Raw genomic sequence first — 17519 nt, 5'->3', positions numbered from 1 at the left:
AAGTTAGACAAAAACAAGGGGCTTATCCTTCAGGGGCGCAAAGGCCTCGCGATCGAAGCGGTAGAGGGTTGCCGGTCGCCCCGCCCCGCGGATGACTTTCTGGTGCGTATCTTGCAAGATACCCAATTTCAGAAGCCGGGAGCGGAAGTTAGAGTAGTCGGAAAAGTTAGCCCCTAAAACGGTGCTGTAGAACTGATAGAGATCGTTGAGGGTGAAATACTCCGGCAGCACATCAAAGGCCACAGGGCTATACTCCAGCTTATTGCAGAGGCGGCGGTGACCATAGGCCAAAATTTTGCTGTGATCAAAGGCCAGATCAGGACAGGCACTCAGGGCAAACCACTGCACTGGCAACTCCCCGGGAGCAATGAGTTCGGCATCGGCAAAGCGCACCAAGGCAAAGTAACTCACAGACAGATAGCGTTTGCCATAGGTGCGATTCCAGTCCGATTCGCCAAAGGTGTACAGTTGCTCCAGATAGAGGTTATTGACGTGAATTTTTTCCGCTAGGGTGCGGTAGGCAGCGGCTTCAAGGGATTCCCCCTGCCGCACCAGGGTGCCGGGGAGGCTCCAATAACCGGCAAAGGGAGGCTGTTGTCGCTGCACCAGGAGCACCAGCAGGCGATTTTGCTCCGTATCCACGGAGAAAATGACATTGTCCACGCCAACGACAAATTCTGCCAGGGGCAAAGGGGAGACCGTCATGGGTGCGAGTAAAGTCCTTGCTCCTGAATATACTGGGCGATCGCTGGCAGGAGTTGTTGGGTATCCCGCTGTTGCCGATAGGTGCTAGAAGAAACCGCCGGCCCGCGATAGTCTGCCAGTTCCATCTGGGGACACAGTTGCTGCACGGCTTGCCAGTCCTTGGGGTCAAGGATAACGCCGGGACGCTGCAAAACCAAGAGCTTTACCTGCTTAAGGAGTCGCGCCGCCTGATACCACTGCGGTAGCTTCGCAAGGACATCACTGCCAATCACCAGGGTAAGCGGTTCATGGGGCCACTGCTGCTTCACCTGCTCAACGGAATAGAGGGTGTAAGGGTGGCTGAGTTCGGGGTGATGCTCGACATTGGGGCGGTTGAGACTGCGCACCAGTAAATTCAGCATGGCTTGGCGATAGGGCAAGGGGGTTTGCTGCCCCTTGAAGGGGTTATCCGCTGCCCACACGAAAACACGGTCATAGCGATCGCTCAACCACTGGAGAATCTCTCCGTGGGCGGCTGTTGGTGGATCGGCACTGGTACCAAAGAGGGCAATAGTCATGGGCGCTGTCGTAACTCCTGGATCAAGGCGTCAAGGGCAGGGGAATAAACCACGGGCTGGGTCACATCCAAGAGAGTCTCTGGCAATTCCGCGAGGCTGGCGCGGTGGCGATCGCGAATGGTCTGCAACGACTCCGGCGGATAAAGGGGGCACCCTTCCTTCATAACCGGTTCAAGGAGCGGTTTACCCCAAACCTGTTCCTCACTGGCAAGGGCCAGGCAATCCCCACTGGGGCGGCGATAAATTTGCTTACGTCCGGGGAGGGTCATTTTGCCACTGGCGATCTTCATTACCCCCTGACCATTGATCTCCACCAGCTTATAGACACCGTTGACCGGTTCTCCCGTAACCAGCTTCGTGCCGATGCCATAGGCATCAATACAGGCACCCGCTGCCCGCAGGCGGCGAATTTCCCCCTCATCGAGATCGCCACTGGCAATGATTTTTACTTGGGGCAACAGTTGACGGATTTTTTGGGAGAGGCTCAAGAGATCCCCTGAATCAATGCGCACCGCCTTGACCAAAATCTCGCCAGCGGCTTGGCGATCAGCAAGGGTGACAATGGCGGCAAGGCTGTCATAGGTATCTACTAAGAGTGCCCCTTCAGAGTAGTAGCGCAAGAAAACCGTAAAGGCCTCCTGTTCCGTCCCCTTGAGGGTGGCGATCGCCATTACTAGGGAATGGGCCATGGTACCTACGGGAACCACCCCCAACTGCTGCGCAGCAAGGACATTGGAAGTGGCCGTAAATCCTGCCGCTAGGGCGGAGCGGGCTGCCCACAGGGACGCTTGGGGACTGAAGGCGCGCCGCGTGCCAAATTCCAGGAGATCCACCTCTTGCCCCACCAACTGTCGCAGCCGGGAAGCACGGGTGGCCACAAGGGTTTGGTAGTTGACGATATTGAGCAGACAAGTTTCTATCCACTGGCCTTGCCAGAGGGGGGCGTCAATGCGCAGCAGGGGCTCCTGGGCAAAGACGACTGTGCCTTCCGGAACCGCCCAGACATCGCCGCGGAACTCACTCTGGCTCAATAGCTCCCAAAATGCTGCCGGTGCACGTTCAAAAACCGCCAGACCTCTGAGGTAATCAATTTGCTGAGGCGTAAACCGCAGCTGTTGCAAATACTCCAGCACCTGAGCCAACCCCATCGCCACCAGATACGTATAGCCGCGGGGCAATCGCCGCACACTGAGTTCAAAACTGGCGGGTGTCCAAGCCAAATCTTCGCCGGCGTAGGTGGCCACCATTGTCAGTTGATAGAGATCCGTCAACAAACTGTAGTCACTGGTGGCCAAGGTGAAGCCTGTCATTGCTCTGGGATGTCAAGGGATGTTTTACTTATAGTAAGTTTTACCATAATTGGCAAGGCGATGCCATGCTGCGTCGTAGTCAGCCAAGGTGGTCAGCAGGGGTGCCGATCGCCAGCGGTCAACGCCAAAGCCGAGGGCATAACAGGGTTGCCATGTTTCCAAAAGATGAAAAATTGCTGTGCGGGCGATCGCCCCTTCGAGGGCAGAGGAAAAGACTAGCTGCTGCGGTTCTAAACCCCGACGCAACAAGAGACTCAGCGCTTCTGGAGGAGCCAAAGAGAACGCGGCTTAATCACAAAGAGTCCTGGCCAGCCGCGATCGACCCAACGCTGCAATTGCGCAGCATTGACCACACTTTCATCGAGAGCGATCGCTGTTGTCACCGTTTGGGCAAGGCTCAATAGAGCTTGCCATTGGTCAGGGGGTAGCGGTTGCTCCACATACTCAATTTTGCCGTTCCCATGGCGATCCAGCCAAGTCAACCAGCGGGTTGCAGTTGCCACATCCCAGCCACCGTTGGCATCAAGGCGCAATTTGGCCCCTTGGGGCAGGGCTGCCAGTAACGCCTTGAGAATTTCTTGCTCCGCCTCTGGGCACAGGACACCCACTTTCCACTTGAAGGTGGTCTGTCCCCGCTGCCAAGGCTGCTGCCACTGCTCAAGGGCGGCCTGACCACTCCCTAAAAGTGCGCAGATTGGCCAAGGACGCGCTCTATAGGGCAATCGCCCCACACTCTGCCATGCGGTGGCAAAACCAAACTGGGCAGCCGGTAACGCCTCTGGAATCGTGGCCATGATCTCTGGGGTCAGGTAGCCAGGGAGTTGCTCACACAGGGCAATATCAGCACTCGAGGGTTTCGCTGCCCCAGCCGGGGAGGGGGGCAATTTCACCGTAGCCCACTTGACCCTGTTCATCTTCGAGACGCAGATAAATCCCTGAGCGCGATCGCCAGATCCCCTGCGCCGTTGTCAAAGGTTCCTGCAGAGGTTCCTCATAGATACGCCATTGCCAGCGCATCCCTAGCCCCCACTAAACCCGCTCGAGGGTGGCCTCAAGCAAATGTTTGAGCTTATGGTTGTTGTGAATGCCGCTAAGAAGGGTGTAGTGATTGGCATCCAACTGCCAGTAGTGCTCAAAACCCGTACAGCGGTTGACATCCCCCAGCAAAATAAACTGCTGCACGATCGCACGGGGGGTAATCCAGCCCTCCCCTTCTAGCCGACCCAAGAGGCTGTGTTGGAGCACATAGGTAAACACCTGCTCATCCAGTTCCAACTTTCCCCGCGACTGCAACACTAATTCTGGCTTAACTTGATCGGGAAATGTGATCTTGGCCGCCATTGAAAACCAGTCATCTTGGCTGTAGGAGACAAGAATCCTCCCCGTCACTGGAAGGGGTTCTTGATTGGCCTCTAGCCAGGTGCCCTTGAGCAGCCACCGTCCGCCATCCACTAAAAATGTATGATTCACGTTTCTCATACCCCCAATGGCTGTCCTGATTGTATCGTTACCCTATGGGTAGGGGTAGAGATCAGCAGAAATTTTTGTGACATACTTCCAACGCCCATGCTGACGCCTAAAGTGCAGGCTTCTGCGTGACCTCTGCCCCTGCATCAGGCCTTTCCTGAGCTTTAAGGGCGGGATGCCCCACCGCCCCCTGTCTCATAGGGGTTACCCCATTAATGAATCAGGATGAATCAGCTCTAGTGGAAAAATGTGCTTTGGTATGAGTTGCATTTCACTGCGTCATCGGGAGGTGTCACGGTATTAACCCTACGAAAATACATCGAAAACTAAGACACCCCTGGTAACAGAGATGGCTTACTGCTGCGCACATGTAGCTAGCAGTACTCCACGCAGCCAGCACGGCTTTCATCCCGACACTCACCGAGGCTGCGCCAACCGTAAAGCGCAAGGCTGCCTACCCAATCGCTAAAATAGAGCACATAGAGAATGCTCCCAACGCAGTTAGGGGTTATAAATACCTAGTTTTACCCCCTTTGAGGTCTCTCCCTATGCGTCTTTCCACCCTCACCTGGGCGATGGTTGCCAGCATGGTGAGTGCTTTACCTGCCTTTGCTGATTCTGCTGCCATTGGCACGATTCAAGTGAGTCCCGAGTTGCGATCGGCACTGCAATCGGCCGCCAATCCTGGGGCCAGTCCCAATGCCGTCCAGCCTGTAAGTAGTATGGCGGAGATTGAAAACAGCCTAGAGATTTCCCCTGTGCCTGCCCGCCCAGAACCCAGGGTGTACAGGCAGTTTGAGGAACCCCGCAATGGTCGTGGTTTCGGCTTCAAAGTGGGCATCTAGGGGCCAAGGGCAGCACTTCTGGCCGCGTGCAGTTGGCCATTATGTTGCGCCAGTAGGGCTTGGGCAGCAAGGGCGTCCAGGCCTGTCCAGTGCATAAGCAGGGCACGCTTCACTTGGTAGCCACTGCGCTCGAGAAGGGCCGCTGCCGCTGCGCGATCAATTCCTGTGAGATCAGTGAGAATCCGCAGGGCACGATCCAGAAGTTTACGATTGGTGACGGCCACATCTACCATGCGGTTGCCATAGACTTTGCCCAACTGCACCATCACCCCTGTGGAAATGATATTCAGTGCCATTTTTGTTGCGGTACCCGCCTTCAAGCGGGTGGATCCAGCAAGAAGTTCAGGCCCCACTAACAGGCGAATATCAATGTCAGCACTGCGCTGCACTTGTTCCACGGGAACGCAGGCCATAAACACAGTCAGCGCCCCCACCTCTTGGGCAGCATCTAGTGCTCCATGGACATAGGGAGTTGTGCCGCCAGCGGTAATGCCAATTACCACATCTTGAGCCGTGATCTGGCGATCGCCCACCACGGCTGCACCGTCTTCGTAGCGATCCTCTAGCCCTTCGGAACTGCGCACCAGGGCTGCGTCACCGCCAGCGAGAATACCTTGAACTAAATGGGGCGGTGTACAAAAGGTGGGTGGACATTCGGCAGCATCCAAAACCCCCAAACGACCACTGGTGCCAGCACCAATGTAAAAAAGCCGTCCCCCTTGGCGGAGGCGGGCTGCTGTGGCACTAATGGTTTGGGCTAAGGCCTCGCGGGCTTGGGCGATCGCTCGCAGGGTCTGGGCATCTTCCCGATTAAAAAGATCAACCAGTTCCAAGGGGGTGAGCTGATCGAGGTTTTGACTGGCGGGATTGATCTGCTCTGTCAAGAGATGGCCACGACTAGGGAGCTCTTGGAGATTTGTCATGGCCGCGCCGAAATTTCTGCCATTTCAATCACAGTGCCGTCGTAGTCCTTAACAAGGAAATTGAGGGGGCGATCGCTCCGCATTTTGTAGCGTAGTTGCCGCCGCTGAATCCGCAACAACAGGAGTTCAAGGCACTCACGGTCAAAGCAGACATGGCGCTGGCGATTGCGTTCCCCCTTGCTAGCACCACTAATGACATGGAGTTGGGTATTTTTCTTGAGTTGGTACCACAAACCATCACTGGGACTGGGGCGCTTGGAACTGCTGTAGCTCAGGGCTGAGGGTACATAGAGGGGATCCATCGAGGCCACCCCAAGGGTTTGCTCATAGTTGTAGTAGTAGTGTAGGGGCACATCGGCAATGGGTAAACCCAATTCCTGCTCATAGAACTGTCGTGCGTGCTCTAGATCCGAGACCATGATGGTGTAAACCTTGGGAGCGCTGGACAAAAAGAGCCACATTGCCCCTGCGTAGCCCATCAGCAGCAGGATCATAATTCCTTGGGTGGAGAATATCCCATCCCAAAGACCATCCAGCCAAGCAAATAGGAGGTGAGGCGTCAACAGCATGCCAATGCTCTAGGAGAGTTTTTTCTATTGTAATGTGGTCAACCGAATTGAGCTGCAATTACTCATCCGCAAAGATGTAGTCATAGAGTTCTTCAGGTTTAGGCTCCGGACTTTCCTCGGCAAAGGTCACAGCATCCTCCACAATCGCCTGTACTTTTTGCTCAATAGCACGCAGGTCTTCGCTAGTGGCGAGTTCTTGCTCCACGAGGTAGGCACCCAGCTTCTTGATAGGATCCCGCTTCAGCCAAAACTCTTTCTCTTCCTTGGAGCGCAGTTCATCAGGATCCGCAAGGGAGTGACCCCGGAAACGATATGTCAAAGCTTCAATGAGGGTGGGGCCTTCACCGGCACGGGCACGGGCGATCGCCGCTTCGGCTACTGTACGCACCGCCAACACATCCATACCATCTACTTCCTCACCCACCATGCCAAAGACCTTGGCCTTCTTGTAGATTTCTGTTTCAGAACTGGCACGCTCATGGGCCATGCCGATCGCCCACTTGTTATTTTCCACAACAAAGAGAATGGGTAATTTCCAAAGAGCTGCCATATTCAAGCACTCAAAGAACTGGCCATTATTGCTGGCCCCATCGCCAAAGAAGCAAGCGGTGACCTGATTAGCTTTGGCATCGCCCATCACTTGACGGCGATACATTGTCTGAAAGGCAGCCCCCGTAGCCACAGGAATCCCCTCAGCAACAAAGGCAAAGCCCCCCAAGAAATTATGCTTGGCAGAAAACAGGTGCATTGAGCCGCCCCGGCCTTTGCTGCACCCTGTGGCCTTGCCAAAGAGTTCGGCCATCACTTCACGGGCAGGCACACCAGCACTCAGGGCATGGACGTGATCGCGATAGGTACTGCAGACGTAGTCATCGGGACGCAAGGCCTTGATCACGCCCGTAGAGACAGCTTCTTGACCGTTGTAGAGGTGCACAAAGCCAAACATCCGCCCCCGATAGTACATTTCGGCACACTTATCTTCAAAGGTGCGCCCCAGTACCATATCCTCATAGAGCATTAACCCTTGCTCACGGGTAATGGTTGTTTGGGGAATGGACAAAGAGGGCAGACTACGCTCTTGAACCATAGCAGGCAGTGATTAACTTAGGGTAAACGCCATACCAACAGGGCAAGCTGCCCTTGGCATCCCATTATTGTACTCAAATTACAGCCTTTTTCTTAAACAGGGGAGTGACAAGGGAATCCCAGCCTCTCCTAATCGAACTAAATGGGTATTCCTGCCCCTTGCCGGTTGGCTGACAAGTCCCGTAGATCGCAGTGCTAGAGAAATCGCCAAGCCTCTTGGTTGCTGCGGCTCCAAAGAAAGGGGAGCTATGGGCAGCAGCCATCAATCCAAATCGTGCCATGGGGTTTCTACGATCCAACTGGCCAGTCTCCCGTTTCTGCCGCTGCAATGAGCGCTTCCTGGTCGGGAATCGCGGTCAAAATTGCAGCGATGCTCATTCAGGTGTTCCCAATTGCATCAGCAACTAACTTCCCAGAAGGAAGGCAACGAGCAACAAGCCATAGAGCAAACCAAACTTCAGGGCATTGAGCATTTCGCCAAAGAGGGTTTGCCGCAGCTGCCAGCGATCGCTATAGAACATGGCACTAATCACTTCGGCAACGATCGCCACAATGCTTGAGGCAACAATATCTAAATAGCCCAGTTGACCCGCACTAGAGGAAATTGCCAAGCCCAAGAACACCCCAAAGAGAAAGGCAATACCCAGTGTCGCTAGCCGTCGCCACGGATTTTTTAACTGCTCCTGAATTCCAGCACCGAGGCGATCAAGCAGGGTATTAAGACGGGTTCGCTGCATATACTCAAGACCGACCAAGATTGCTAGAGTGGGCAGAGAGTGAATGCTTGCCAGTATATGTTAAGTCGTGTTGCCGATGCGGTCTATTGGTTAAATCGCTACATTGAGCGGGCAGAGAATATTGCTCGTTTTGTTGATGTCAACTTGAATATGCTGCTAGATCTGCCCACGAGTCTTTCCAGTCAATGGGATCCCCTCGTGCTAACAACGGGGGATTTGCCTTTTTTTCAGAAGCACTACGGCACTGCTACGGCTGAAAATGTGATTCAGTTCCTCATCTTTGACACCACCTATCCCAACTCCATCATCTCGTGTCTGCGGGCGGCACGGGAGAATGCCACATCCATTCGCGAGGTGATTTCCTCAGAAATGTGGCAGCAGGTGAATGCCTTCTACACCATGGTGCGCGAGGCAGCTAAAGCCCCTGAGGGCTTAGAGATTGCCAGCTTTTTGGCACAAGTGAAACAGGCCAGTCACCTTTTTGCTGGCGTGATGGACAGCACTATGAGCCACAATGAAGCGTGGCACTTTGGCCAAATGGGACGGTTACTGGAGCGAGCCGATAAAACCTCGCGGATTCTCGATGTGAAATACTATTTGCTGTTGCCCTCAGTGGAAGATGTGGGCACGTCCATTGATGAGTTGGGCTGGATTGCGCTCCTGAAATCTGCCAGTGCCTATGAGATGTACCGTAAACGCGGTTCCCATCGGATTACACCCGCAGGGGTAGCAGAGTTTTTGATTCTCGATGGCGAGTTTCCGCGCGCGATTCGCTTTTGTCTGTTGCAGGTGGAAAAATCCCTCTACAGGATTACAGGGACTCCCTTGGGGAGTTGGCACCAGCCTGTGGAACGCCAACTGGGACGCCTGCGATCGCAACTGGACTATTTGACAATTGATGAAATTATTAGTCAAGGCATGCACGAGTTCCTCGATTACTTGCAGCAGCAAATGAATGAGGTGGATACGCAAATTTTTCAAACGTTCTTTACCTTAGAGCCTGTGAAAGCCCGTTAGTGTGAGAATTCCCTTGGGTCTAGGTGGCCGTATCGGTTCTTGGGCGATCGCCCCCCCCTGATCCAAGCACTGACAAACTGACGTTGGAGAATTTCCTAGGGTTAATGGTGGGCTTGGTGCTGCTTGAGGTATTGGCGCCCGTTTTGAATCACCGCTAGCATTTCCTTGAGTTGCCGTTCCATTTCCGCAAGGGTGCGATCGGCGTAGGCATCCGCTTCTTGTTGCCGCTCCTGACATTCATGGCGGGTCAGTTGACGCAGGTGGGCGAGTTCTTTTTCTGTATTTTGCCGTAGCAGATTGATTTCCTCGAGCGCCCGCTGGCGCATCAGTTCCACCTCTTGCTGCACCTGCTGGCGAATTTTCTGAGCTTCTAGTTCTGCCTGCTGGCGAATCCGCAACTCATCGCTTATTTGGACAGCCCGTTGCTCTGCGGCACGGAGAATTTCTTGGGCGCGGTACTGGGCTTGTTTGATGATCTCCTCACGCTGATTGAGAATTCGTTGCGCCGTCCTCACTGATTCAGGGATCGCCTGTTCAATCTGGGCAAGCTGGTTAAGGAGCTGCTCTTCATCAATGAGCTTGCGCCCTGTCAGCGGAATCTTCGTTCCTTCAAGAATCAGGAGTTCTTCCAGCTTTTGTAGTTGTTGCAACAGTTGCAGTGCAGCAGAGGGGGCATCGAGGGTTTCGTTTACTCCAGTGGTGGTTGAGATGGGATTGGTGTTTGAGTAAAGCATGCTTCTAAATCCTTTGCAACACTGGCTGGTACAAGATGACGGACATTACCGCCAAATCGGGCAATTTCTTTTACTAAGCTACTACTTAAGAAACTATACTCATTGGACGTGGTGAGGAACACCGTCTCAATTTCTGGCCAAAGGCTTTTATTGGTGTGGGACATCTGAAGCTCGTATTCAAAGTCCGACAGAACCCGCAGCCCCCGCAGAAGAACCTTTGCCCGCTGCGATCGCGCGTACTCAACGGTCAGGCCATCAAACGTATCCACCCGCACATTTTTTAGGTGGCTGGTAGCCGCCTGTACTTGCTTGATCCTTTGGCTGACGCTAAAGAGGGCTTTTTTCTGAGGGTTGTGGGCGATCGCCACAATAACTTCGCTAAAGAGACGAGCACCCCGCTCAATAATATCCAAGTGCCCTAGGGTAATGGGATCAAAACTGCCGGGATAAACAGCAAGCATAGGTGGCTCAATAGGGGGATGAGAAGTTAAACAGTTTAAACAATATCAGGGTCAGACGATCATCGCTCATTCCTCGGAACAGCACATGCCAGGGCTGGATGGCAGACCCTCGGCGATCGCCCAGAAATTCTCTGAAACGGACGGTATCTTTGCTAAGCAACCCTGGAAGCAAGAGCAATAAATGATCCCCACCCGCCTACAGACATGGAGCTGCTGCAATCAATAAAATTGATGTAAAGAATTTTAATCAGAATGTAATCATGAATACTTGACGATCTCAGATTTCAGACCTTATAAAATGAAGCATACTTCATCCAATGGAGTTGGGTTTTCCTTCAATTTAAGCTTAGCTTAAGTCAACTTCAGTGCCTTAGGTTTACTTGTAAACCTGAAGTGGTTGGCATTTCCCTGAGGGTAGCAGTTATTTTTTTTAAAGATATTTTTAATTTTTTTTACTCCTTGCACACCCGAAACCATGCTCATGTCGCGTGCGTCTTTGCTTTTCGTTGCTCTGTACTGTCCTGAGTTTGAGGATTCCTGCTATGCAAATTTCTCCCATGATTCGCTACTATGTGCGGCGCTTACTAGCAGAGCATCCTGCGATTCTCTCCTATGGGGGTTGCGATCGCTCTCCAAATAAGATCGATGAGGAAGAGCTAGAGCGTCACATCAATTTAGATCATTTCACTTATCCACAGCTGAATCAATTAGAATTTCTTATTCAGCTACACCAAAAAATAAAAGCCAACGAGCCCCATCAAACCTATCAGCTACAACACATTGAGAAAAGGATTTTTGATCTCCTTGGTCTTCACCTGCGAGTATCCCAGGATGCAATTACAGAGCTGTTATCCTTCTTTGAACAGCTAGCTAGCACAGATAATAAACGTCCTGTTCCTGCCGCGAACCAAGAAGCCACCACACTCCCCGAATACTATGAACTCTTCCAACGCATTACAGAAACAGCAGTGCGCTACCTAGGGAAGATGATTGTCACCAACTATTGGTTGTTGACACGTCCCCGTGACAGTTCCCTGGCGCCTATTCAAGTGGAGCAGTTCCACAACCGCAACTTTTTACCCCCAGAGCGATTGCTCACCAACCAGGAGGCCAAAACCCTAAAACAGTGGATCCATAATTTCATTCAGCATTGCTCTCGGGTGCTGCCAACTTTTCCTCACCTTCTTTTAGAAGTGGGGATTCCTTCCTACTTGCTCTACGATCTCGTTCATTGAGGGCAGCAATTATCTGAGGGATTGCCCTCGAAAGAGTGCAAAGGGTTCTAAAAGTCTGTGCAGCACAGTTGCCAAGTTTGCATCTAGCGTTTGGGGAGTGTCATAGACAAAACGCTGACGACTGGGCACTTCAATCGGTAGAAGTGCCCGCTGGCCTGGCTGCTCCTGCTCAATAACAAGGATTTGATTGGGGCGTTTGCTGGCAAGGGCATAGCCTAATTCCAGCGCAATCATGGTGGGCAACTGGCCATTCTCAACTGCCGTGCCATCGGCAATGAACAGGAGCGAGCGACGCAATTGGCTGATCACAGGACTATCGAGACGCAGAGGGGCAGTGGCTGAGCGCGGACGTTCGACCAGCGCCTAAGGGGAAGCGGCTGGGGGTATTGGCCACAAATGCTTTGAGAGCCGTGCGAATCTCGTCACTACTGGAGCTATCTGCGGCACTGAAAAAGAGAATCGGTTCTAAGTAAGCCTGGCGATCGCTCTTGATGAAGTAGATTTCATGACTAAGAATATCAATGTTGGCAATCGTATAGCTACCACTGCCCTCAATATAAAATTCCACCGTTTCGCCGAGGCGATAGCGCTGAAACCACTCCGAACGCTGGACTGTTTCCAAGTCATCGAGAAAGTCAGCCCGCAGGGCCGTTTTCAGCAGGCTGCTCTTGTTGAGCCGCAGATCGTGGGGGCGTTGCTCGAGCCGTTCGAGGGGTTCATACTGCGGCAGGTACCACGCCCGCAGCACAATAATTGCCATTCAATCATTCCACCTAGATACTGGCAATTATGTTAGAGCATAAAGTGAAGTCCTACGGGCACGGGAGACAGCCAATGACAGCAAAATTACTGCTAGTGGATGATGAACCAGGGGTACGGGAGGCAGTGACAGCCTATTTAGAGGATAGTGGCTTTGAGGTGACAGCAGTGGCCAATGGCCAAGCTGCCCTAGAGTACCTAGAAACCAATGTACCCGACCTGATAATTACGGACATTATGATGCCGCACATGGATGGCTATGCCTTTTTGGAAAAGGTGCGCCAACAGCCCCATCTCAACCATATTCCCGTCATCTTTCTCACAGCGCGGGGCATGACGCGCGATCGCATCCAAGGCTATGATGCTGGCTGTGATGCTTACCTGGCCAAACCCTTTGACCCCGAGGAACTGGTGGCCATTATTAAAAATCGTGCTGCGGCGGCAAGCGGCTGCCCGGGATGAGGCAGAACCTAATCTGGCTAACCTAGCCCAACAAATTGCTGAACTGCGGGCAATGCTCCTCCAACAGGGCAAAGGTTATCCTACGGCTCCCCCGATTCAACTGGATCTCACCCCCCGTGAAGCCAGTGTCCTGCAACTGGTGGTTAAGGGTCTGATGAATAAGGAAATTGCTAGCCAACTAAATACCAGTGTTCGCAATATTGAAAAGTACGTCAGTCGCCTTTTTGTGAAAACGGGTACTAGTAGCCGCACAGAACTCGTGCGCTTTGCCCTTGAACATGGCCTAGCTGACTAAGAGAGGCTAGGGTGAATCACTTTGCCAGAACCAGTCGGCAATGCCGGGTTTGGCTTTTTCGGTTGCTGTGGGATTCAGGAGGATAATTGCTTGGCGGAGGTTGGGGGAAAGCCGTCGCTGTACCCGCCGGGGAATGCCATCCCCAAAATAAACATGACCCCGCCCCGTCAGCACGACAATCAGGCGCTCGGGATGCTGCTGATGATGTTGAGCAACGACTTTGGCCATGGTTTCATCCCAAAGGACTTGGGCTTGGTAAAAGAAGTCAAAATTCATACTGTGGCTTACCCCTTGATGGGCAGCAATAAAAATCTCCTGCAGGCGATCGCGATAGGCGGTGTTACTCAAGTCAATATCTGCCAGGGGCGGAATATAGCGAAAATCCTCTTCCCCTAGGCTCTCTAGACCTTGGCGTGCCACTTGGCGAGTGACTTCGGTGGGCGTATTCAAGGCAATCAGGGGAATCTGCTGCGCCTTGGCAAAGCGAAAAATGGGGGCATACAGCGACCAAGGAAAGCCCCAGCGCTGGGCATATTGGGTGTGCTCCAGCAATTCCATCTCTGTGATTTCACCAGCAATGTAGGCATCCAGGGCGGCTTGGAAAGGGCGTTGAATCATTTCTAGGGCGATCGCCAGGGGGCGGCGCCGCTGCAATTCCTGCAAAATCAACAACTGTGCCGCATGGTCAGCAACGCTGTCATGGGTTTCACCGAGGTAGAGGATGTGCTGCCGCTGCCACTCGCCATAGGCTCGCTGTGGGGTGACTGCCTCAGTGCCTCGCCACACCTGCTGCGCTTTGCCGCTGGGGGGTCCTGCGAAAAAGAGGGCGATCGCCAAGCTCAATGCTAAGGGATGCCAAGACCACCGCACCGCGAAGCGACCCACACCCTGCCCAAGGGGGGATGGCAAACGATAAAATATCTGCCAAGATCGAAATAGAGTCGTTAACGCTGTAGTGACGACAATTCTCTTCTGCACGTTCCCCATTGGGTTTAACCTTGCTATCCAACCCTGAAACAACTATGCACTCTCCCTATCCACTTGAAGTCAGTGAATCTGCTGTCAGTGACGTTGAGGCGACACACCATGAACTGAATGGTAACGCACTGGTAAAAGCAGAGACGACCAAAACGGATTTAGTGAAGGCGGAAGTTCGCTTGAGTGACCCCCGTGCCGAAGCGCTGCGACAAATGCTAGAACGCCATCGTGGGACGCGTCACTTGATTATTCTCCAAGATTTTCCTGACCCAGATGCCCTCTCTTCGGCATGGACCTATAAGTTGATTGCTGAGCAGTTTGAGATTCAGTGCGATATTGCCTATGCCGGTGCCCTCAGCCATCAGGAAAATATTACCCTCGTGCGGCTGACGGGAATGCCCCTGGTGCGCTGGGCGGTGCAGGGAACTAAAAATAAGGATCAGCGGGACTGTAGCTGCTACCACGGCTATGTCCTCATTGACAACCAAGGCACCACCAGTCAATTGCTGCCAATGGTGCAGGAGGCAGGACTGCCAGCGATCGCTATCATTGACCATCACAGTCTTCAGGACTCCATTCAGGCTGAGTTTACCGATATTCGGCCAACGACCCGCGCCACCGCCACCATCTTTACCCAATACCTGCAAGCAGGGCTGCTCACCCTCGATAGCAGCAACCCGGTCCATGTGAAATGTGCCACAGCTCTGATGCATGGCCTGCGCTCCGACACCGATTGCCTCAAACAGGCCAAAGAAGAGGACTTTCTAGCAGCAGCCTTTCTGAGTCGCTTCATTGACTACCCACTGCTGAACACCATTTTGCAGTCCCACCGCTCGAAGCAGGTGATGGATGTCATCGAGCGATCGCTGAAAAACCGCTCTATTCACAACAATTTCTCAATTTCTGGCGTGGGCTACATCCGCTACGAAGACCGCGATGCCATTCCCCAAGCCGCAGATTTTCTGGTGACCGAAGAGAACGTCCACACCGCCGTTGTCTATGGCCTTGTCCACGACGAAGATGAAGAAGTAGAACTGATTATCGGCTCACTGCGCACGACAAAAATTACCCTTGACCCCGATGAGTTTATCAAAGAGGCCTTTGGTAAGGATAGTCAAGGGCGCTTCTTTGGGGGTGGTCGCTCCCAAGCCGGCGGTTTTGAAATTCCCGTGGGCTTCTTGTCGGGGCTTAATGAGAATCCAGAATACGCTAAACTCAAGTGGAACGTTTACGATACCCAGATTAAGCAGAAGCTCCTCCACCTCGTCAATCCGAAGAACAATGTCCTCCACGGTACGGAGTGAGGCCCTGTTCGCAGTAGTCAACGTTTAGGTCTTTATGACGGCGCTAACAGTCTTTTTTTTCCGCCACGGGATTGCGGTCGCACGGGAGATGTTTGCAGGCAGTGATAGCGATCGCCCCCTCACCGCCAAAGGGGAAAAGAAAACCCAGCAGATTGCGCGGCGGTTACTCGATTTAGGCATTGAGGCAGAACTCATTCTCTCCTCCCCACTGGTGCGGGCACGGCAAACGGCAGAAATTCTCCTTGAAGTGGGGGTTGCTTCCGAGCTGATCATTTCTGACCTGCTAGCTCCAAGTGGCAGCTTGCAAGAATGGCTCCGTTGGCTCAGCCACTGGCGTCAAGAACATGAGGGTGCCCTAATGGCGGTGGGTCATGAACCCAATCTCAGTCACTGGGCAGAACTTCTGATCTGGGGCCAAGCCTTGGGACACCTCGAACTCAAGAAGGCAGGCATCATTGGCTTGAGGATTCCAGAAAACGATCCCCTGGGCAATAGTCAACTCTTTTGGCTGACCTCTCCCAAGTTGTTGCTCAATGGCCGTGACCTTGCCTGACTACAAGCGTCTGTTCCCATACTTCGACCCTCTCCCACGACTTTCCCTAAAGCGACAGAATAGAAATACAGCCTGCCAAAGGATGGAATCGTGAATCCTCAGTCGCCAATTACGGAACATTTACCGCCAGAAGTTCTTAGTTGGCTGTATGCCTATCAGCGGGAGCATCAATTGGCTAGCCTTGAAGCGGCAATTGTTGACATTGTTTGCAAATTTTATACCCAAGCAAATCATTTGTCTGAACAGGTGGCGAATCTAGAGCGACGGGTCCATGCCCTCAGCCGTGAAGTGATTTATCTGCGCCAACAACTGTCCGAGAACTACGATCGTCTGCGGGAACAGTTAGCAGCGGTACGCCTGAGTCATTCTGGCATTCTCCACAATTTGCGCGATCGCGTAGAGGCCTTAGAGTCCGAGGTGTTTTCCGGTCACCCTAGCGCTGCTGACGCAGAGGCTGATAGTTGAGGAGTTCCGCCAAGGTTGCTAGCAAATCCACTTTCACAAACGTGATTTGATTCTCAGGGTTGAGGCCAAATTGCCAAGCGACATTGACGCTAAACAGGGGGAGTTTCGCTTTACCGATGAGGCGGTAGCGACGTTCTGTGCCCTCTGTGCTCAGGAGTTCTCCTGTGCGGGGTTCTGCTCGCATACCCACGGCTTCCAGGTGGAGATAATGGGCGATCGCCCCCCGGCCAATGACGGGATCCTCAAAGGGTGGATAGAGCACTCCCTCCTCAGCAAACAGGCTAGCCACATCCTCGTAGCGTTCGTCATTGAGGGCAGCAAAGTAGGCGATCAGGGTCGGTTCGTCAATGGTGAGAATGGGGCTCCCTTGAACAAGATGGGTCATATTTTCAGGTCCTCAGGGGTTTGAATCAAGAAAAAAAAGGGAGCAAGTTGCCCCCTTGCGTAACCCATGGCATCTCAATTAGATGGCAAGGGGATCCACACCCATGGCAACCACCGCATTCCGCAGGACGGTAATCTGTTGACCAAAGTCAAGGGCTTTGATGGCTGCAAAGACGCGATCAGCATCGCGGCTCAGGGTATAACCGGGGGGCACAGGCACCACAAACCCCTGTTTCATCAGTTCTGCCAGTTGGTACCAGAAGGCGAGCTTGGTGTTGGGGCTAAAGACGCCGTAGGCACGGGTGAGAGGGGTATCCACATTGGCCACCAAGTCACGCATGAATTGCAGTTGCTCATCAAAACTGAGGGCTTTGACCTGATTGAGCAGCCCTTCCGCCAGTTGTAGGCGAGCCGTACCGGGGGCGGCGGCTGTAATTGAACGACCCGTTTCAGTGTAGAGGAACCACAGCAGTCCCAATTTGTCATCCACGCTCAGGCAGTTGAAAAGCGTGGTGACCTCTTGAACGGCTGTGGCTAGTGTTGAGGGAGTGAAACGAGTATCGGTGGTGTAGGTCATATGCTTCAGAGATGTTAAATATCTAGCGGGTTGCTAAAGTTATCTCTGCCTCCTAGTCAATAGTATGTTACATATCTTTATAGAAAGCAACATAAA

General features: G+C 53.0%; 24 protein-coding genes and 1 pseudogene. 7 read left to right on the top strand and 18 right to left on the bottom strand.

Features of this window, described 5'->3' with window-relative positions; all coding sequences use genetic code 11:
• Positions 1-3 precede the first annotated feature (3 nt).
• From Q0W94_RS10260 to Q0W94_RS10230, 7 genes are read right to left on the bottom strand one after another with little or no spacing between them, the layout of a single operon-like run.
• The gene (locus Q0W94_RS10260; protein WP_297758671.1) at positions 4-705 is read right to left on the bottom strand and encodes an NrtR DNA-binding winged helix domain-containing protein; all 702 of its coding nucleotides are present in this window, start codon (positions 703-705) and stop codon (positions 4-6) included.
• Positions 702-1262 (bottom strand): nicotinate-nucleotide adenylyltransferase, encoded by a 561-nt coding sequence (locus Q0W94_RS10255; RefSeq protein WP_297758669.1) that lies wholly within the window; start codon positions 1260-1262, stop codon positions 702-704. Before Q0W94_RS10255 ends, Q0W94_RS10260 begins: the two co-directional genes overlap by 4 nt.
• Entirely contained in the window at positions 1259-2572 is a 1314-nt protein-coding gene (locus tag Q0W94_RS10250) for a nicotinate phosphoribosyltransferase (protein ID WP_297758667.1), read from the bottom strand. Before Q0W94_RS10250 ends, Q0W94_RS10255 begins: the two co-directional genes overlap by 4 nt.
• A 24-nt stretch (positions 2573-2596) precedes the next feature.
• Positions 2597-2848 carry a hypothetical protein gene (locus tag Q0W94_RS10245; protein ID WP_297758664.1) on the bottom strand — a complete coding sequence of 84 codons (252 nt, stop codon included), beginning with the start codon at positions 2846-2848 and terminating at the stop codon, positions 2597-2599.
• Positions 2827-3462: an o-succinylbenzoate synthase gene (menC, locus tag Q0W94_RS10240; protein WP_297758661.1), complete on the bottom strand. Its 636-nt coding sequence runs from the start codon at positions 3460-3462 to the stop codon at positions 2827-2829. Before menC ends, Q0W94_RS10245 begins: the two co-directional genes overlap by 22 nt.
• Positions 3413-3589, bottom strand: coding sequence for a hypothetical protein (locus Q0W94_RS10235; RefSeq protein ID WP_297758658.1), 177 nt, complete (start codon positions 3587-3589; stop codon positions 3413-3415). Before Q0W94_RS10235 ends, menC begins: the two co-directional genes overlap by 50 nt.
• Before the next feature lie 12 nt (positions 3590-3601).
• Positions 3602-4051 (bottom strand): hypothetical protein, encoded by a 450-nt coding sequence (locus tag Q0W94_RS10230; protein ID WP_297758655.1) that lies wholly within the window; start codon positions 4049-4051, stop codon positions 3602-3604.
• 536 nt (positions 4052-4587) lie between these two features.
• Here Q0W94_RS10230 and Q0W94_RS10225 point away from each other — a divergent pair.
• A complete protein-coding gene (locus tag Q0W94_RS10225; protein ID WP_297758652.1) occupies positions 4588-4884 on the top strand; it encodes a hypothetical protein in 297 nt (98 codons plus the stop codon).
• On the opposite strand, the gene murQ is transcribed toward Q0W94_RS10225, so the two are convergent.
• The 4 genes from murQ to Q0W94_RS10205 form a co-directional block, all read right to left on the bottom strand.
• Positions 4881-5807 (bottom strand): N-acetylmuramic acid 6-phosphate etherase, encoded by a 927-nt coding sequence (gene murQ, locus Q0W94_RS10220; protein ID WP_297758648.1) that lies wholly within the window; start codon positions 5805-5807, stop codon positions 4881-4883. The two genes, Q0W94_RS10225 and murQ, sit on opposite strands and share 4 nt — an antisense overlap.
• Positions 5804-6376 carry a glyoxalase-like domain protein gene (locus Q0W94_RS10215; RefSeq protein ID WP_297758645.1) on the bottom strand — a complete coding sequence of 191 codons (573 nt, stop codon included), beginning with the start codon at positions 6374-6376 and terminating at the stop codon, positions 5804-5806. Before Q0W94_RS10215 ends, murQ begins: the two co-directional genes overlap by 4 nt.
• Before the next feature lie 58 nt (positions 6377-6434).
• Entirely contained in the window at positions 6435-7463 is a 1029-nt protein-coding gene (gene pdhA, locus Q0W94_RS10210) for a pyruvate dehydrogenase (acetyl-transferring) E1 component subunit alpha (RefSeq protein ID WP_297758642.1), read from the bottom strand.
• A 403-nt stretch (positions 7464-7866) separates the two neighbouring features.
• Positions 7867-8199 carry a DUF565 domain-containing protein gene (locus tag Q0W94_RS10205; protein ID WP_297758640.1) on the bottom strand — a complete coding sequence of 111 codons (333 nt, stop codon included), beginning with the start codon at positions 8197-8199 and terminating at the stop codon, positions 7867-7869.
• 57 nt (positions 8200-8256) lie between these two features.
• Here Q0W94_RS10205 and Q0W94_RS10200 point away from each other — a divergent pair, with 57 nt between their 5' ends.
• Complete coding sequence (locus tag Q0W94_RS10200) at positions 8257-9216, top strand: alpha-E domain-containing protein (protein ID WP_297758637.1); 960 nt, start codon at positions 8257-8259, stop codon at positions 9214-9216.
• A 101-nt stretch (positions 9217-9317) separates the two neighbouring features.
• On the opposite strand, the gene Q0W94_RS10195 is transcribed toward Q0W94_RS10200, so the two are convergent.
• Both Q0W94_RS10195 and coaD read right to left on the bottom strand, forming a co-directional pair.
• The gene (locus Q0W94_RS10195; RefSeq protein WP_297758635.1) at positions 9318-9950 is read right to left on the bottom strand and encodes an ATP synthase F0 subunit B; all 633 of its coding nucleotides are present in this window, start codon (positions 9948-9950) and stop codon (positions 9318-9320) included.
• Positions 9905-10411, bottom strand: a complete 507-nt coding sequence (gene coaD, locus Q0W94_RS10190; RefSeq protein WP_297758633.1) for a pantetheine-phosphate adenylyltransferase — start codon at positions 10409-10411, stop codon at positions 9905-9907. The genes Q0W94_RS10195 and coaD overlap by 46 nt, the downstream gene beginning before the upstream one ends.
• Before the next feature lie 542 nt (positions 10412-10953).
• On the opposite strand from coaD, the gene Q0W94_RS10185 reads away from it, so the two are divergent.
• Positions 10954-11646: a hypothetical protein gene (locus Q0W94_RS10185; protein WP_297758631.1), complete on the top strand. Its 693-nt coding sequence runs from the start codon at positions 10954-10956 to the stop codon at positions 11644-11646.
• A gap of 9 nt (positions 11647-11655) precedes the next feature.
• Here Q0W94_RS10185 and Q0W94_RS10180 read toward each other — a convergent pair whose 3' ends face one another.
• Positions 11656-11955, bottom strand: a complete 300-nt coding sequence (locus tag Q0W94_RS10180; protein ID WP_297758629.1) for a hypothetical protein — start codon at positions 11953-11955, stop codon at positions 11656-11658.
• Between the two features lie 4 nt (positions 11956-11959).
• On the bottom strand, positions 11960-12406 hold the full coding sequence (locus tag Q0W94_RS10175) for a hypothetical protein (RefSeq protein WP_297758628.1): 447 nt from the start codon (positions 12404-12406) through the stop codon (positions 11960-11962).
• Positions 12407-12480: 74 nt separating this feature from the next.
• On the opposite strand from Q0W94_RS10175, the pseudogene Q0W94_RS10170 reads away from it, so the two are divergent.
• Positions 12481-13162 (top strand): annotated as a pseudogene (locus tag Q0W94_RS10170) (response regulator transcription factor).
• 6 nt (positions 13163-13168) lie between these two features.
• Here Q0W94_RS10170 and Q0W94_RS10165 read toward each other — a convergent pair.
• Positions 13169-14047 (bottom strand): ChaN family lipoprotein, encoded by an 879-nt coding sequence (locus Q0W94_RS10165; protein WP_297758627.1) that lies wholly within the window; start codon positions 14045-14047, stop codon positions 13169-13171.
• A gap of 137 nt (positions 14048-14184) precedes the next feature.
• On the opposite strand from Q0W94_RS10165, the gene Q0W94_RS10160 reads away from it, so the two are divergent.
• From Q0W94_RS10160 to Q0W94_RS10150, 3 genes are all read left to right on the top strand, one after another.
• Positions 14185-15444 carry a bifunctional oligoribonuclease/PAP phosphatase NrnA gene (locus tag Q0W94_RS10160; RefSeq protein ID WP_297758625.1) on the top strand — a complete coding sequence of 420 codons (1260 nt, stop codon included), beginning with the start codon at positions 14185-14187 and terminating at the stop codon, positions 15442-15444.
• Between the two features lie 34 nt (positions 15445-15478).
• Positions 15479-15997, top strand: a complete 519-nt coding sequence (sixA, locus tag Q0W94_RS10155; protein WP_297758624.1) for a phosphohistidine phosphatase SixA — start codon at positions 15479-15481, stop codon at positions 15995-15997.
• Between the two features lie 90 nt (positions 15998-16087).
• Positions 16088-16462: a hypothetical protein gene (locus Q0W94_RS10150; RefSeq protein WP_297758623.1), complete on the top strand. Its 375-nt coding sequence runs from the start codon at positions 16088-16090 to the stop codon at positions 16460-16462.
• Here Q0W94_RS10150 and Q0W94_RS10145 read toward each other — a convergent pair.
• Positions 16431-16847: a nuclear transport factor 2 family protein gene (locus Q0W94_RS10145; RefSeq protein ID WP_297758620.1), complete on the bottom strand. Its 417-nt coding sequence runs from the start codon at positions 16845-16847 to the stop codon at positions 16431-16433. The two genes, Q0W94_RS10150 and Q0W94_RS10145, sit on opposite strands and share 32 nt — an antisense overlap.
• A 78-nt stretch (positions 16848-16925) precedes the next feature.
• On the bottom strand, positions 16926-17423 hold the full coding sequence (locus Q0W94_RS10140) for an orange carotenoid protein N-terminal domain-containing protein (protein ID WP_297758617.1): 498 nt from the start codon (positions 17421-17423) through the stop codon (positions 16926-16928).
• Positions 17424-17519: the final 96 nt, after the last annotated feature.

The sequence above is a fragment of the Thermosynechococcus sp. genome, assembly GCF_025999095.1.
Classification (GTDB): domain Bacteria; phylum Cyanobacteriota; class Cyanobacteriia; order Thermosynechococcales; family Thermosynechococcaceae; genus Thermosynechococcus.
Note: the sequence above shows the minus strand (reverse complement) of the source record. Positions and strands in the feature narration are given on the sequence as shown.